Origin of the sequence: Prevotella sp. SGI.167 (genome assembly GCF_050313615.1) — a bacterium.
In the GTDB taxonomy this organism is placed as follows: domain Bacteria; phylum Bacteroidota; class Bacteroidia; order Bacteroidales; family Bacteroidaceae; genus Prevotella.
Genome location: NZ_JBNPLT010000005.1, coordinates 109,359 through 124,391, shown reverse-complemented (window position 1 = coordinate 124,391; position 15,033 = coordinate 109,359). Strand labels below are relative to the sequence as shown.

The window sequence follows — 15,033 nt, the reverse complement described above, 5'->3', positions numbered from 1 at the left end:
ATTATGAAAGAAGAGAATCGTCAAATAAATATAGAGTGCGGCATTTCTGTCGTTATTAATACCTATAACGCCTCGCTGCATTTGGCTGAGGTTTTGGAAACCGTAAAAGACTTCGATGAGGTAGTGATCTGCGATATGGAGAGTACGGATAATACATTGGATATTGCCCGTAAATATGGTTGCAAGATTGTTATCTTCCCAAGAGGCAATTATCAGATTTGTGAACCGGCAAGGCAGACTGCCATTGATGCCGCTTCCTGCAAGTGGGTATTGGTGGTTGATGCAGACGAATTGGTAACCCCGGAACTGAAGCATTATCTTTATTCCCTGATAGAGAAGAAGGATGCTCCACAGGGTTTGTATGTTCCACGCAAGAGTCGCTTTATGGGAAGATTCATGCATTGTTTCTATCCTGATTACCAGTTGCGTTTCTTTATCAGGAAGGATACCGTATGGCCAGCCATCATTCATGCCGATCCTGTTATCAAGGGCAGGATAGAAAAGATACCAGCGGCTCATGCTGATATGGCACTTGTTCATCTGGCAGATGACAGTATCGCCAGCAGGATGGGAAAGATCAACCAGTATACAGCGAATGAAATAGAAAAGAAGAAAGATCGCAATTATGGAATGGCTGCCTTGTTCTATCGTCCGTTTGTGCGTTTCTTCCGTGCTTATATACAGAAGGGTGGATTCCGGGATGGTAAGGAAGGATTTATCTGTGCCTGCTATGAAGGAATCTATCAGTTTGTTGCTGTCAGTAAGATAATTGAAGATCGTATGAAAAATAAAAAAGGTAAGTAGGTGCTTAGGCTACTTACCTTTTTTGTTTGACGAATGATATTGTTAATTTCTTATTTATTTTCCTTCGATAAAGGTCATTCCGCCTGGTCCTACTTCCTCCCGGCAGCGTTCCAGGAGTTGGGCTGGTGATTCGTCGGCATCATCGAAAGGTAATGCTACTACCGTTTTCTTGTCATAATAGTTTGCCATACCTCGGTTAATCCAGTACCCTGGATAGATGGTGATGTCGTGGAATGCATCGGATGGCATCTTTACGGTGAGCGGATTCAGAACCAGATGGTCTGCCTTGCTTTTCTTTACTTCAATTTCACGCTGCCGCATCTGTTGGTCAAACTTCTGCGCTGTTCCCTTACGCAGCAGGGTGATAGTTCTGTTGGTAGTAGTTGGCTTGGCAGAGATAGACAGTACCAATACCAGCCAGTAGTATACCGGTGTCCACTTGAAGTATCTATCGTATTTCTGTTTGATGGCGTCAATCAGGTTCATTATGGCAACGCTTACCGGTTCCTGAGTAGCCGCTCTGCGCTGGAGGGCACCTGAGAGATAGAAGATATTGAAGCAGAACATCCACAGATGCACATAGAAGTATACATTCTGTACTCTGTCAGCTCCTCTGGATCCCATGGCATAGCTGTTTGGGAAAAAGAAGGCGCTGTAGAGCAGGAAAGAGATGAGCAGATAAAGCCATGGATGAGAAAACTTGAAACGGGATGCCTTGGCTAATCTTGCCAGGAATGGAATGAGAATGGTAAACATGAGTACCTCCATGATTCCAATGGCATCAGCAAGAAATTCCACGCTCTTTCCTATTGCCATAAAGAAGGCAGCAACCACATTCGGCTGATCGGTAACTGTGGCTTGGCGGACTGCATTGCCTGGTGCAAATACGCTGAAAGCAAAGGCGCTGGCATAAACCATAAGGATAGAAATAAGGAAGAAAGGAGTCTTTTTCCTCTCCACCCACATCCATACGATAGCCATAAAGAGAATGGCAGGCATACCCAGACCGGTAACAAAGTTGCCGCCGGCTATGAATATGGCGAGTGCTGCGGAAACCAGCGTGATGATGATTTTCGCTATGATGGATTCCGTAAGATGGAATTCGATGAGCAGGGAGGCTAGAAACAGCGAAAGACTATAATATAAGGTATAGTACATCGCTCCGTTATACCAGAAGAATGCATCGTAGAACGACCATACGAACTGTACGGTCATCAATACGAACAGCGTAGAAACGAAAGCGTACTCCAGCTTGTTGATATGTAGCAACCTGCGTAATACTGTATAACCCAGGGTATAGGTGGAAAGAACCAAACCTCCCAATAGAATAATAGGTACAAGCCAGTATTTGCCAAAGATGCCCGGTTGCAATGCCATCAGGAAACATGCTGAGTAAGTACCTTGCCATGTCTGGTAGATATGCATGGATTCATCCCATGCAGCCTGAATGCATGCTCCTAATGAATGGGTGGCGGTCCAAGCCTTGTAGACTGGAGCTCCGAATACATAGTCATCCGCAAACTGATGTAGGTAAGGACCTATTGCCACGATAGGGATGATAGATAAGATTAGAATACAAATAGCCAATATCGTTTGGCTTTTCAACAATTTCTGATTCATCGTGTTGTTTTTTACTTATTTCTTTCTTTTTACATAGATAATAACAGAGAATCTTGTGTCTTCTTGCATAAACAGCTGTTAAATTATATGAATGTCGGTAAAATTAATAGGGGGATCATGCAAGATTTGCGTCATAAGAGTGTTTAAAGGAAAGATAGATAAAGGTAAATTGTAATAAAAGTTTAGGTATGAAGGTAACATTGCTCATTATTACGTATAATTGGCCAGAAGCCTTAAGAATGGTTTTGGAAAGTGCCATGCATCAGAGTAAAATGCCAGACGAAATTGTTATTGGCGATGATGGATCTACAGCGGAAACGAAGCAGCTTATTGATAGTTATGCAAAGTCTTCGCCTGTACCGGTTGTGCATGTATGGCAGGAAGATAAGGGATTCCGCCGTACTGTCATTCTGAATAAGGCGATAGCTAAGGCTACGGGCGATTATATCATCCAGGTAGATGGTGACGTGATACTGGATTCTCATTTTGTGGCTGATCATCTGGAGGTTGCCCAAGAGGGTTGCTTTGTCTGTGGCAGTAGAGTGAGACTGGAGGCTTCTGTTTCGAAACGTTTACTTCAGGATAAGCATGCCCGTTTAAAGCTTTGGAACATGCCGTTGCCTTATATGCTGAACAGCATCCGTTCCCGTATGCTGAGAAATTATCTCGCCTTTCGTTATGCCCGCCGCATCGATCATCTGAGAGGTTGCAATATGGCATACTGGAAGGCTGATGCTCTTCTTGTCAATGGATATAATGAGGATTTGAAGCAATGGGGGCATGAGGATGGTGAATTTGCCTATCGCCTGCACTTTGCGGGTATCAGGAAGAAAGCCCTCAAGATGGGTGGCATCATGTATCATCTGTATCACCGGGAAGCTTCAAAGGCCAATGAACAATATCATGTGAAGGTTTTACAGCAGGTTAAGCTCCACCAGCTGAATTGGTGTCAGAATGGCATTGCTTTAAGAGTGGCTTATTGCTAATATAAAAGAAATGGTCATCATGTAGGAAACCCCTATATGATGACCATTTCCTTTCTTGCTTCAAAATCTGCGATAGTCCTGACGATTTCTTCTGAGATATCATTGGATACGTAAGAGAAGTCCTTGCCGGTTCGGATTGCCTTGAGGAAGGAGAGGAGCATATAGCGCAAGCCTTCTCCATCCAGCTGGTAGAAGTAGCGCTTGTTGTTCTGCGGATTCTCGTATCTCACCTCGAAGTAATCGGTTTTCCACCATGGGGCTGGTACGTAGATATAGCCCTTGGTACCTGAGATAATCAATTCGCCTTCCGATTTTACGCCTTGTCCTACTTTCAGTGAAGCTACGGCATGAGGGTAGAGGAAGGATATCCTGGTGAAGGCATCATAGCGCTTTGCCTCATCCAGGAAGTGGGTGGCTATCTGTTTGCTGCTGTATTCTGTGCCCAGAAGCTGGAAGATAGGCAGGAGCGCTGTCGGGCCCCAGGCGCAGATACTGTTCCATTCGTAAAGACTCTTCTGGGAATCCTGGGTCGGGTCGAAGTCTACGAGACTGGTACAGGTGGCATCCACCGACATGATATCGCCGATGATACCGCCCTTTGCCAAGAGTAAGAGTCGGTAATAAGCTACGGAATAGGCGGTTTTGATAGAGTCCATCAAGACTACCTTCTTATCTTTTGCTATTGCCTTGAGTTCTTCCCATTGCTGAGGCAGAAGGGTGATAGGCGATTCGCACAGTACGTGTTTGCCTGCTTCTAATGCCTCCTTTATCTGAGCATAGTGCTTGCTTGGGGCAGAGATAACATAGAGCGCATCGCTTTCGTCCAGGAGTTCCTGGAAACTGGCTGCCTGCTTTTCCTCTGCCTGCAGATTCTCTGAGAGATATTGGTCGTTGAGACAGAATACCTTTCCTGCCTCAAATCCATTGACATATTGGCTTTCCCGCTCTATCTTGTTGAGGATAGGCGATTCGCCCACCAGTCCGAGGCGAACCACCTGCTGCTCGCTTCTGATCTCCGTGCTCGATACGCCCTGAGTGCGGTCTAGATAAACCACCTTGCAATAGGCGTTGAGATAGTCAAACTTGCCTCTCCAGTCAGAACCTACGGTAAAGATATCTACGTCTAGTCGCTTGATGTCATCAATTTTCTGTCCCTCGTATTCCTCGATGATGATTTCATCGGCAATGCCGGTGGCACGTACGGCTTCCACACGTTCCATAAGTGACTGCTGTACATTGATTTTGCCTCGCTCACGGTCGAAGGTATCCGAGGTTACGCCCACGATGAGGTAGTCGCCCAGAGCCTTGGCGCGCTCCAGGAGACGGATGTGACCATAATGAAGCAGGTCGTAAGTACCGTATGTGATAACTTTAACCATAAGTTTCTCTATCTTGAAAGTTCTCTATACCTTATTATATATATTATAGCTGCCCCTTTATAGCAGTCCCTTAGCCTGCATATCCTTCAGTGCATCAACGAGTGTTGTATTGTCTTCCGGACTCAGGTTGCCGAGATGACCTACACGGAATACCTTTTCTGCCATATCGCCACCATTAGGACATACCCAGATGCTATATTCATCTTTCAACTTCAGGAAGATGTCGTAGGCAGAGGCGTTCTGTGGATGCAGAGGAGTAACGGCATTTGACATCGATTGGGAAACGATGGTGAATGGCAGGTCCTTGATCTTGCTTCTGAAATCTTCTGCAAGCATTTTCATGCGCTTGTTCTCGCTCTCCACGCCGCCATTTCGTTCTATCTCCTTCAGGCGGGCATGAATCTGCAGTAAGGTTCCTACGGCTGGGGTGAAAGGAGTCTGTCCACGCTCACCATTCTTCAAGGCATCCTTCAGGTCGAAATACATCGACTTAACCTTGTTTGCCTCTACTCGCTTGATTGCCTCTGTATCGAGAATGATGACAGAGATGCCTGGAGGACATGCCAGTGCCTTCTGTGAACCCGTAATCATTACGTTCACGCCGAGTTCCTTCATGTTGAATGGGTCCGCAAGGAATGAACTGATGGAATCTACGGCCAGGAAAATATGGTTGCGATGACAGAAGTCGCTGATCATCTGGATGTCGTAGAGTACGCCGGTAGAAGTCTCATGCAGGTTGACGAGGAAGCCGGTGTAGCCTTGTCCCTCGTAGGGTTTGAGGTCTTCTGCCGTGAGTGGAGTCCCCATCTCAAGTTTGATTTCTGTATGTGGTATCTCATGAATTTCACAGAGTTGTACGAAACGGTGACCGAAGCTACCTCCATTCACTACCAGTACCTTGTCGGCAGGAGTGAACACATTCATGACCACAGCTTCCATAGAGGCTGTGCCCGAACCTGTGATGAAAACTGTGCGGGCATCGTCTGAAGCCTTGGCAAACTGCTTCATCAATTGTTCGTTCTCCTTCATGATGGCGGAGAACTCTGCTGTTCTGAAATAAGGCACCTGCTCAGCACCGATGGCTCTAACCTCATCGCTTGCCATCACAGGTCCTACTGTAAAATTAAGCATATCTTATTTATCCTTTCTTGATTCTTCCAAATGTCTTGATGCTGGTATATTTACGCCAGAGATTCAGCTTTCTCTTCTTCGGCACTCCATGGCGGCGAATGTAGTCTTCAGCGCCGTCGAGCATGCGCTGGCATACGTTGCCGTCTAGATATGGGTCGTAGTTGTCTACTATCCACTGTCGCTTGGCTATCGCCTCAGGATCTGTGAGGGCATGGTCGTAGGCGGCAATCAGCTGACCAGGTTCCGTGATGTTCTCCCAATAGATATCCTTGGAAATGGTGCCGAGGGTGATGACTGGACGAGAGAGCAGCAGGAACTCATAGATGGTGGAAGAGGTATCGCTGATGAGCGTATCTGCCATCAGCTGATATTTCGTCACGTTTTCTCCCTTGTCGATGAAGAGAACATCCTTCTTGTTTGCTGTCCATTCACGGTATTCATCTACCCATTCCTGGCGGGTAAGCGGATGGAACTTCATTACTACCAAGGCATTGCGCTCCTTAGCTAGCTTGCCCAGCTCTTCCTTGATGTAAGGAAGCGAAGTGAGTTTTGGCGAGAAGGTTGGGGCGTAGAGTATCAGCGTCTCCTTGCCGCTTTCCTTAAGAAGTTTCTCTCGGTCGGCATCATATTTATGCAGGTTTGCCTTGATCCAATCCTGCTTAGGCCATCCCGTTTCCAACACCTCGAAATCGCCATATTTCTTAGCCAGAGCCTCGAAGTGGGAGGTGAAGTAAGGACCTTGGGTGAAATAGGTGTCAAAGTAACGGCGGATAATCCAATGGTCTTTCTTCTCTGCGGCATAGCCGTGGAATACCTGTATCTTGACGCCAGGCAGATAGTAAGGCACGATGTTGCCTGGCACATAGATAGCCTCTGGCTGGAAGTCATAGACTTCTTGAATAGAGCTGGTCCATTTCACCTGGTCGGCGTATGGAAAACTGTCTATCTTTGGTTTGTGGATATACCACAATATCTCGTGTGGCAAATGCTGCTTTGTCACATGTTCTTGTATCGGATTAAGTATGTCTATGGCATACTTGTTTTCACAGAAAAGAACTATTCTCATGATTCTTTAGGAATTACTTTACCGTTTTTGATTTCATATCGCTTGTCAAACTCCTCCCGGGTTCGCTTCCATCTGTTATGCGTCCATAAATAATAAGGTGGATTCTTGCGGATGGTTTCTTCCAGCATCTGGAAGAAGCGGCGGGTAATCTCGTGCTCCGGCAATGAGTTGGGTTCACGGGTGATAAGCTTGTAAGTGGCAGTATAATAGCCTCGCTTCGGGCGCGACATTTCTACATAGAACACGGCATTGTTCATCTTCCTCATGATTCTTTCGCCACCCGTAAACACTGGGGTTTCGGGATGGTTGAGGAAAGGAAGCCACAGGTGGATGTTCTCCCACTTAGGTCCCTGGTCGCTGATGTAGCCGAAGATGCTCAAGATGCCCTTGCGCTTGTAATCCACCAAGTAGCGGAGGATGTCTTTCTTGGGCACCACCACGCCATTCTCCTCGTGAGAACGGATGCGCTTGAAGAGTTCGTCGAAGGCTTGGTTGCGCAGTGGATGATAGATGAGACCTATCTTGCGTGACTTAGGCAGTTCGATGCCCACGCACGAAAGCCACTCCCAGTTGCAGTAATGCCCCAGGATGGCTGCCACGTTCTGACCTTCCAGGAAACATTGCTCCACTTCCTCGCTGTTGATGACCTGGAATCGCTGGCGCAACTCCTTGTCACTGATGCTGAGCAGTTTGACAGCCTCGAAGAAGTAATCGCTGAACCAGCGATAGAACTTCTTCTCGATGTCGATAATCTCTTCTTCTGATTTCTCAGGAAAAGAGCTGGTGAGATTCTTACGCACAATACCCCTGCGGTACTTGATGACGCGATACATCATGAAGTACTCGAAATCGGCGATGCAATAGAGTAGCCTGAAAGGCAGCAGCGATATTGCATAAAAGAATGCATAAACAATCTTAACCATCAACAAAACTATTAATTGTTAATTATTAATTCTCAGTTATATTACACCTGCTGCATATCGTGCAACTTCTTGTAATATCCGTCTTTTCCAATCAGCTCGTCGTGTGTACCACGCTCCACAATCCTTCCCTCATGCAGTACGCAAATCTCGTCTGCATGCTTGATGGTACTCAGTCGGTGGGCTACAGCCACGGTGGTACGGGTCTTCATCAGTTTCTCCAAGGCATCCTGAACCAGACGCTCGCTTTCGGTATCCAGAGCCGATGTTGCTTCGTCGAGGATGAGGATAGGAGGATTCTTGAGGATGGCACGGGCGATGCTTACACGCTGGCGCTGACCACCGGAGAGTCTGCCGCCACGATCACCGATTCCGGTATCGAAACCATGTTCCGACTTGGTAATGAACTCGTAGGCATTGGCTATCTTTGCCGCATTGGCGATATCTTCATCGGTAGCATCGGTCTTGCCGAAGCGGATATTGTCCTTGAAGCTGGCATTGAAGAGGATTGCCTCCTGGTTCACATTACCTATCAGCTGGCGGAGGTCGTGCACGGCAAGGTCTTTCACATTGATGCCGTCGATGAGCACTTCGCCCTCCTGTACATCGTAGTAACGAGGTATCAAGTCGAGCATCGTACTCTTTCCGCTACCGCTCTGTCCCACCAGTGCGATGGTCTTTCCCTTAGGAATCACGAGGTTGATATCCTTCAATACATAAACCAGTTCATCGTTCTGATGGTCGGTATAGGCGAAGGATACATGGCGGAACTCTATCTGGTGCTCAAAGCTGGCGATATGGTCAGGGTTCTCCTTGTCCTTGATTTCTACCTCTGCCTGAAGAATCTTGTCGATACGCTCCATGCTTGCCAATCCCTTCGGGATATTATAGCTCGCCTTGGAGAATTCCTTCAATGGGTTGATGATGCTGTAGAGCATCACGAGATAGAAGATGATGGTAGGACCATCGATTCTTCCATAGTCCAATACCAGAATACCGCCAAACCATAATACCACTACGATAAGGATGGTTCCCAGGAATTCGCTCATCGGGTGAGCCATCTGCTGACGGATGTTCACGCGCATGATGTTGTCGCGATAGCTGCTGTTCACCTGGTTGAAGCGCCAGTTCATCTTATCCTCTGCGCAGAAAGCCTTGATGATGCGCAATCCGCCCAGGGTTTCTTCCACCATACTCATCGTATCGCTCCAGAGAGCCTGTGCTTCTGTACTTTTTGCCTTCAGCTTCTTGCCCACGAATCCCATGAACCAGCCGAATGGTGGTACAAAGATGATGGTGAAGAGGGTGAGCTGCCAGCTGATGCAGATGAGCGTGATGAAATAGAAGAGAATCAGGATAGGATTCTTGAAGAGCATGTCGAGTGAAGACATGATGCTGTTCTCCACCTCCTGCACGTCACCGCTCATTCGGGCGATGATATCTCCCTTGCGCTCCTCGCTGAAGAAACCAAGAGAAAGCGAGGTGATCTTCTGATAGAGCTGGTTGCGGATATCGCGGACGATACCTGTACGGATAGGGATAATAGTGGCTGAAGACAGGAAGTAGGCTCCCGTCTTGAGGAAAGTCATGAAAGCAAGGAACAAGCCGATGACCAGAAGGGCTAAGGAGGCACTATGTGCCACGATAAACTCCTGGATATAGTAATACAGGTTGTTGGTAGCTACCTCCTTGACGGTATCAAAACTTCCATCCCATTCCATGTAGTCATTGGCACGGATACCACCGTCTACCTGGAACAGAATCTGCAGGATTGGTATCAAGGCTGCAAACGAAAAGATGTTCAATACCGCAGACAGGATATTGAACAGAACTGAGAGCCCCAGATATTTCTTGTAGGGAGGGACGAATCGTCGTAAGATTTGCAAAAATTCCTTCATAGGTGCAAATATAGTGTTTTTAAGGAAGACCGCCAAACTTTTGGCGGTCTTTCTTGACTTTTATTCAGTTTTTTCTTATAGAAGAGTCGTTTTGGCTCCGTTTTTTCTTCTTCTGGGAGTAATTGGGTATATTTTCGCTTCTTTTTCTGAAGAAGCATTCTTACTCTTTTACTTCTTCTCCGAAGAGAGTTGCAGAAGTAGAGCCGGTGATGCGGACCTTTACGAAATCTCCGATGTGGTGGTTACCCTTGTCGATGACCACAGCCTTGTTCTGTTCTGTTCGGCCCATCATCTGTTCGCGGCTACGCTTGCTGAAGTTCTCGATGAGGATGGTGAATTCCTTGCCCTCATCCTTCTTGTTCTGCTCAGCGCTCACCTCGGTCTGCAGTTTGATGAGTTCGTTGAGGCGGGCTATCTTGGTTTCCTCAGAAACGTTGTCTGGCAGGTGCTTGGCTGCGTAGGTGCCAGGGCGCTCTGAATACTTGAACATGAAGGCGCTGTCGAAGCCTACTTCCTTCACCAGCGAGAGGGTTTCCTGATGGTCTTCCTCGGTTTCGTCGTGATAACCTACGAAGATGTCGGTGGTGATGCCGCAGCCAGGGATGATGCGCTTGATGTCGGCGATGCGCTGCAGATACTCCTCACGGGTGTATTTGCGGTTCATCAGCTTCAGTATCTTGTTGCTTCCGCTCTGTGCAGGGAAGTGGATGTGCTTGCAGAGATTTGGCTCATCGGCAATGGCGTGGAGAATGTCCTCGGTCATATCCTCTGGGTTAGAGGTGGTGAAGCGTACACGCATGTCCGGTACAGCCTGGGCTACCATGTGCAGGAGTTCGGCGAAGGAAAGACTGCTTTCCTCACGCTTGCCCGATGGAGAGAGACCATAGCTGTTTACGTTCTGTCCCAGAAGGGTAACCTCCTTGAAACCACGGTCGTGCAGGTCGCGCACCTCTCGCAGGATGCTCTCGGCATCACGGCTGCGCTCACGTCCACGGGTATAAGGAACGATGCAGTAGTGGCAGAAGTTGTTGCAACCACGCATGATGCTTACGAAACCGCTCACTCTGTTGCCACCGATGCGCTGAGGCACGATGTCACGGTAGGTCTCGGTCTTGGAAAGTTCGATGTTGATGGCGTTGGTTCCCATCTCGCACTGCGCAATCATATCCGGCAGGTTGAGATAGCTGTCTGGTCCACAGACCAGGTTGGCATAGTGGTTCTGGATGAGGTCATCCTTCACGCGCTCAGCCATGCAGCCCAATACGCCGAGAATCACCTTTCTACCCTTCTTCTGCTCTGCATGGAGGGTGTCGAGGCGATGATAAATCTTGTTTTCCGCATTCTCGCGGATACTGCAAGTGTTCAGGAAGATGGCATCAGCCTCTTCTTCTTTCTCACAAATCTCGTAGCCTGCCATCTGCATCACAGAGGCAACTACCTCGCTGTCTGCCACGTTCATCTGGCAGCCATAAGTCTCAATAAATAGTTTCTTCATTGTTCTAGATGAATTCTATTCAAATTAATGTTGTTATTATATATATGTATCTGTCTTTATCTGAATCTCAATCGGGATGATGAGTTGTTTTCTATCATGTGCTTGGATACTGCCATCAGGGCGAAGTAGAGAACAACGCCCGAAACGAGTCCTGCCACAGCATCAATGAGATAATGTGCCTGGATATAAACGGTGGCCAGACACAGGAAAATGTAGAATGGCAACATCGTATAAACCAGTTTGTGCTTGCCCGTATGCCAGCCCAACAGCATGATGACGGTACTTACACCTACATGCGAACTAGGGAAGGCTGCCGTAGGACGTTCGCCAGCAGCCTTGGCATCTTCTACGAGTTGATAGAATATACCATCAGTATAGCCTGGTGTTGGCAGACAGTTGCTGTGGCTGTTGAAGTAATCGCCCATTGCCGGGAAGATTCCCTGCGCGATGGCTCTGGCTCCCACGGCATCAAAATAGAACGTCGGTCCTACTACCGGTACGAAGATGTAGATGACATAATAGATGAAGAAGCTAGCCAGCACCACAAAAGATGCACGCTCAGCCTCATAGTATCTGCAGAAAAAATAGTAGAGTACGATAACTGCTATCATCGGATAGTACATGAAGTAGCCCATCGACATCAGTTCGCTCACTACTGCCCATGGCATTGCCTTGGCAAAGAGCAGGGCAGGCTGACATCCGAAGAGGTCCTGTTCCCAGCCGGCGAAAAGATGGTCCAGGTTGGGGAACATCCGGTTGATTTCGTAAGTGTCTGGATACCACCAGGCAAGCAGAGCTATCTGTGCCATGATTCTTACCATCTTGGTTATCCTGCAAGGTGCCATTCTGTAAACTGCCCATAGGGCTGCAGTCATGGCGAGAACCCTCAGTCGTCCCCAAAGCATTTCTTCCGGGTTAACCAGCTTGGTATAGGTAAAGAGCATGGTAATGACAGTAACAGCCATATATCCCAGCATCACCCATTCCAGTGGTAGGAGACCCTTCTTGGGGTTCTTTTCTATCTTAAAATAATCTTTTATCACGGTGTTACTTTGAACTTTGAGATTTGAACATTGAACTTTATGATATGTTTTACAGCCATCCGTTATCCTTGTACCACTTGATGGCGAGTTTCACGCCTCTTTCCAATGGATAGTGAGGGTGGTAGCCCAGTTCGTCCATGGCTGGCTCGATGTCACATCGCCAGTTGCGCTGTTTCAGGATGTTGTACTTGTCATTGTTCAGAGCCGACATCTTTCCTGTTAACCTTCCGATATATTCACCGAAGAAGGTGACAATGCGCAGCACCCAGATAGGAGCCTTGATGCGCAGCATCCACGGATTACCCAATTCCCTGTGAATCAGGTCGCTGAAGGCAGCCGACTGATATACCTCGCCATCGCTGAGGAAGTATTTCCTGCCGTTCATACCATGGTCTAGGGCAAGGAAAACAGCCTGCACCACATCCTGAACATACACGAAGGTGATGTCTTGACGCTTGTATCCTACAGCAAAGTCAATATGCTGCTTGATGCTCTTTGCCATCAGGAAATAGTCTTTTTCTCTAGGACCATACACGCCGGTAGGTCGCAGGATGATATAGGGGAAGTTGTTGCCGATGCTGTCAAGATAGCGTTCTGCCTCCAGCTTGCTCTTGCCGTATGCCGTGTTTGGTCTAGGCACATCATTCTCACAGATTTCCTGATAAGGCTTCTCCTCACGGATGGCTCCGAAGATGCTGAGCGAACTGACGAAGACAAATCGCTTGATAGGCATTCCTAGATGCAGGATGGCATTCACCAGGTGTTTGGTTCCTTCTGTGTTAACCCTATGAAAATCTTCTGCATGCAGGCACTTGGTAGCACCGGCTGCATGCACTATATAGTCGAACTCATGCGGGGCGAGTTCTTTCTCCAACTCTTCCTCTGAAGAAAGGTTGAGATTGATGAAATGGATGCGTTCGTCTTGCAGATACTTCCTGCTGCTGGTAGGGCGTACTGCCGCCCAGGTTTCCATGCCTTGTCGCAAGGCTTCTTCCACGATGTAACTGCCGATAAAACCCGACGCACCCGTTACTAGAATCTTCATTAATTATTAATAAAATTGCAATTTTGGGTGCAAAGATACTATTTTTTCATGAGTTATCCGCTATGTTATGCTAAAATTATTTTAAATTCTTCTGTTTCTTCATCAGAAAGTATTATCTTTGCAGCTATGACGCAAGTATCAGGTTTTATATTGTCTCCTGTAGATGCCGTTTCGGATAGATTCACGGAAATCTCCGAGCTCTCTACCAGCGGTTTTAATGTCCTGCTCCGTGCCAAGCGCAACGGTCAGTGGTGGATATTGAAATCGTTGAAGCCTGATGTGTGTCATGATTCTACCTTCCTGCAGCTTCAGCAGAAGGAATATGACATCCTTGCCCGTCTTGACCATCCCGGTATTGTGAAGGTGGAGGGGTTGGAAGAAGTTGAGGGATACGGCAGATGTATCGTGATGGAATGGATAGATGGCGTGACGCTTGATGAGTGGCTTGCCCAGAAGCATTCCGGTTTGGAGCGCCGGCAGATTGCCCACCAGCTTTTGCTGGTGATGGAGTATGTGCACGATCAGCAGATTGTGCATCGCGACCTGAAACCTGCCAATATCATGATAGCCCGTAACGGAGGTACGATCAAGTTGATTGATTTCGGGCTCTCTGATGCCGACAGCTATACCATTCTGAAAAGCCCTGCCGGTACCGAAGGGTATGTTTCGCCTGAGCAGCAGGAAGAGAGTGTACCTGATGTGCGCAATGATATCTACAGTCTGGGAGTCATCTTGAAGGAGATGCGGCTGGGATGGTCTTGCCGTTGGGCTGTCAAGAGATGTTTTCTTCCTTTAGAGTATCGGTATCCTAATGTGTTAGCTTTAAGGATGCATATTCAGTCGCTTCATCGTCGCCTAAAAGCTTTAAACAGTCTTCTCGCTTTTTTAGTTTTGGGTACATCAGGTATTGTATTATATAATAAGGTGGTAAAGCCAGAGATACTATACGATGTGGTTGCTCAGTTTACTGTTGGCAACCTGGAATATAAGTCGTGGGGTGGCGGTTTGGTTACAGTAAGTGCTGCCAATGACCGGGATTCTGTCATCGAGATTCCTGCTACCGTGAAATATCAGGGTGTGAGTTATCGTGTAGATGAGTTGGAGGATAGTGCCTTTGCTGCTCACCCTTTCTTGAAGCGGGTCGTGATGCCTGATAATCCCAAGTTGCACGTGATGAAACATATCTTTGCTGGCAGTCCTAATCTGGAGAGTATATATTTCCGTAGCAAGACGCCACCTAGGTTGGGAAATGCACTTTGGAAGGTGACGATGGATGATATCTTTGAGGCTCTTAGTTTTAGGAAGATTGTTCTCTATGTTCCTAAGGGTAGCAAAGATGCTTATTGCCGTTCACCGTGGGGGCGCTTTACTTATATTGTGGAGTTTGAGAAATGACAACGATCAAATTAAAAATGGCACTCCCTGGTTTTGAGGGGATGCCATTTCTTTGTTAAAAGGATATGGTTTGAGATTCATATAGAATCTCAGACCGCAGGGATGTTATATCTGTCCTGCTCTAATATCCTGGGTTCATAGAAAATGATTCAAATGACTATAAATACGCTTTCAGATTTTATTTTATCTCCCAAATCAATCTTTACTTTCTGGTTGCAAAAATACATAAAAAGAACGAAAGTGGATTGGTT

Annotated in this window: 12 protein-coding genes; 3 read left to right on the top strand and 9 right to left on the bottom strand. The window is 47.2% G+C overall.

The window, feature by feature from the left end; genetic code table 11:
• The first annotated feature begins 3 nt into the window (after positions 1–3).
• Positions 4–804 carry a glycosyltransferase family 2 protein gene (locus ACQRBJ_RS04405; RefSeq protein ID WP_294969379.1) on the top strand — a complete coding sequence of 267 codons (801 nt, stop codon included), beginning with the start codon at positions 4–6 and terminating at the stop codon, positions 802–804.
• 54 nt (positions 805–858) lie between these two features.
• Here ACQRBJ_RS04405 and ACQRBJ_RS04400 read toward each other — a convergent pair whose 3' ends face one another.
• The gene (locus tag ACQRBJ_RS04400) at positions 859–2,424 is read right to left on the bottom strand and encodes a DUF6056 family protein (protein ID WP_445302942.1); all 1,566 of its coding nucleotides are present in this window, start codon (positions 2,422–2,424) and stop codon (positions 859–861) included.
• A 188-nt stretch (positions 2,425–2,612) separates the two neighbouring features.
• Here ACQRBJ_RS04400 and ACQRBJ_RS04395 point away from each other — a divergent pair, with 188 nt between their 5' ends.
• Positions 2,613–3,410, top strand: a complete 798-nt coding sequence (locus tag ACQRBJ_RS04395; RefSeq protein WP_441933318.1) for a glycosyltransferase family 2 protein — start codon at positions 2,613–2,615, stop codon at positions 3,408–3,410.
• Positions 3,411–3,442: 32 nt separating this feature from the next.
• On the opposite strand, the gene ACQRBJ_RS04390 is transcribed toward ACQRBJ_RS04395, so the two are convergent.
• The 8 genes from ACQRBJ_RS04390 to ACQRBJ_RS04355 all read right to left on the bottom strand — a co-directional run bounded on the left by ACQRBJ_RS04390 (position 3,443) and on the right by ACQRBJ_RS04355 (position 13,387).
• Positions 3,443–4,789: an adenylyltransferase/cytidyltransferase family protein gene (locus ACQRBJ_RS04390; protein WP_445302941.1), complete on the bottom strand. Its 1,347-nt coding sequence runs from the start codon at positions 4,787–4,789 to the stop codon at positions 3,443–3,445.
• Between the two features lie 57 nt (positions 4,790–4,846).
• The gene (locus tag ACQRBJ_RS04385) at positions 4,847–5,920 is read right to left on the bottom strand and encodes an aminotransferase class V-fold PLP-dependent enzyme (protein WP_294969370.1); all 1,074 of its coding nucleotides are present in this window, start codon (positions 5,918–5,920) and stop codon (positions 4,847–4,849) included.
• Between the two features lie 7 nt (positions 5,921–5,927).
• Complete coding sequence (locus tag ACQRBJ_RS04380; protein ID WP_445302940.1) at positions 5,928–6,986, bottom strand: CDP-glycerol glycerophosphotransferase family protein; 1,059 nt, start codon at positions 6,984–6,986, stop codon at positions 5,928–5,930.
• Positions 6,983–7,909, bottom strand: a complete 927-nt coding sequence (locus ACQRBJ_RS04375; RefSeq protein ID WP_445302939.1) for a lysophospholipid acyltransferase family protein — start codon at positions 7,907–7,909, stop codon at positions 6,983–6,985. Before ACQRBJ_RS04375 ends, ACQRBJ_RS04380 begins: the two co-directional genes overlap by 4 nt.
• A 41-nt stretch (positions 7,910–7,950) precedes the next feature.
• Positions 7,951–9,804, bottom strand: coding sequence for an ABC transporter ATP-binding protein (locus ACQRBJ_RS04370; RefSeq protein WP_295346931.1), 1,854 nt, complete (start codon positions 9,802–9,804; stop codon positions 7,951–7,953).
• A gap of 160 nt (positions 9,805–9,964) precedes the next feature.
• Positions 9,965–11,299, bottom strand: a complete 1,335-nt coding sequence (gene miaB / locus ACQRBJ_RS04365) for a tRNA (N6-isopentenyl adenosine(37)-C2)-methylthiotransferase MiaB (RefSeq protein WP_445302938.1) — start codon at positions 11,297–11,299, stop codon at positions 9,965–9,967.
• 56 nt (positions 11,300–11,355) lie between these two features.
• A complete protein-coding gene (locus tag ACQRBJ_RS04360) occupies positions 11,356–12,342 on the bottom strand; it encodes a phosphatase PAP2 family protein (RefSeq protein WP_445302937.1) in 987 nt (328 codons plus the stop codon).
• Between the two features lie 49 nt (positions 12,343–12,391).
• Positions 12,392–13,387 carry an NAD-dependent epimerase/dehydratase family protein gene (locus tag ACQRBJ_RS04355; protein WP_294969353.1) on the bottom strand — a complete coding sequence of 332 codons (996 nt, stop codon included), beginning with the start codon at positions 13,385–13,387 and terminating at the stop codon, positions 12,392–12,394.
• A gap of 126 nt (positions 13,388–13,513) precedes the next feature.
• Between ACQRBJ_RS04355 and ACQRBJ_RS04350 the strand changes: the two genes are divergently transcribed.
• Positions 13,514–14,782: a serine/threonine protein kinase gene (locus ACQRBJ_RS04350; RefSeq protein ID WP_445302936.1), complete on the top strand. Its 1,269-nt coding sequence runs from the start codon at positions 13,514–13,516 to the stop codon at positions 14,780–14,782.
• The last annotated feature ends 251 nt before the right edge of the window (positions 14,783–15,033 follow it).

What these genes read in the sequence shown, in the direction of transcription:
- ACQRBJ_RS04400 (WP_445302942.1), bottom strand. Translation starts at nt 2,424, where the DNA reads ATGAATCAGAAATTGTTGAAAAGCCAAACGATATTGGCTATTTGTATT.
- ACQRBJ_RS04375 (WP_445302939.1), bottom strand. Translation starts at nt 7,909, where the DNA reads ATGGTTAAGATTGTTTATGCATTCTTTTATGCAATATCGCTGCTGCCT.
- ACQRBJ_RS04370 (WP_295346931.1), bottom strand. Translation starts at nt 9,804, where the DNA reads ATGAAGGAATTTTTGCAAATCTTACGACGATTCGTCCCTCCCTACAAG.
- ACQRBJ_RS04355 (WP_294969353.1), bottom strand. Translation starts at nt 13,387, where the DNA reads ATGAAGATTCTAGTAACGGGTGCGTCGGGTTTTATCGGCAGTTACATC.
- ACQRBJ_RS04395 (WP_441933318.1), top strand. Translation starts at nt 2,613, where the DNA reads ATGAAGGTAACATTGCTCATTATTACGTATAATTGGCCAGAAGCCTTA.
- ACQRBJ_RS04380 (WP_445302940.1), bottom strand. Translation starts at nt 6,986, where the DNA reads ATGAGAATAGTTCTTTTCTGTGAAAACAAGTATGCCATAGACATACTT.
- ACQRBJ_RS04405 (WP_294969379.1), top strand. Translation starts at nt 4, where the DNA reads ATGAAAGAAGAGAATCGTCAAATAAATATAGAGTGCGGCATTTCTGTC.
- ACQRBJ_RS04385 (WP_294969370.1), bottom strand. Translation starts at nt 5,920, where the DNA reads ATGCTTAATTTTACAGTAGGACCTGTGATGGCAAGCGATGAGGTTAGA.
- miaB (WP_445302938.1), bottom strand. Translation starts at nt 11,299, where the DNA reads ATGAAGAAACTATTTATTGAGACTTATGGCTGCCAGATGAACGTGGCA.
- ACQRBJ_RS04390 (WP_445302941.1), bottom strand. Translation starts at nt 4,789, where the DNA reads ATGGTTAAAGTTATCACATACGGTACTTACGACCTGCTTCATTATGGT.
- ACQRBJ_RS04350 (WP_445302936.1), top strand. Translation starts at nt 13,514, where the DNA reads ATGACGCAAGTATCAGGTTTTATATTGTCTCCTGTAGATGCCGTTTCG.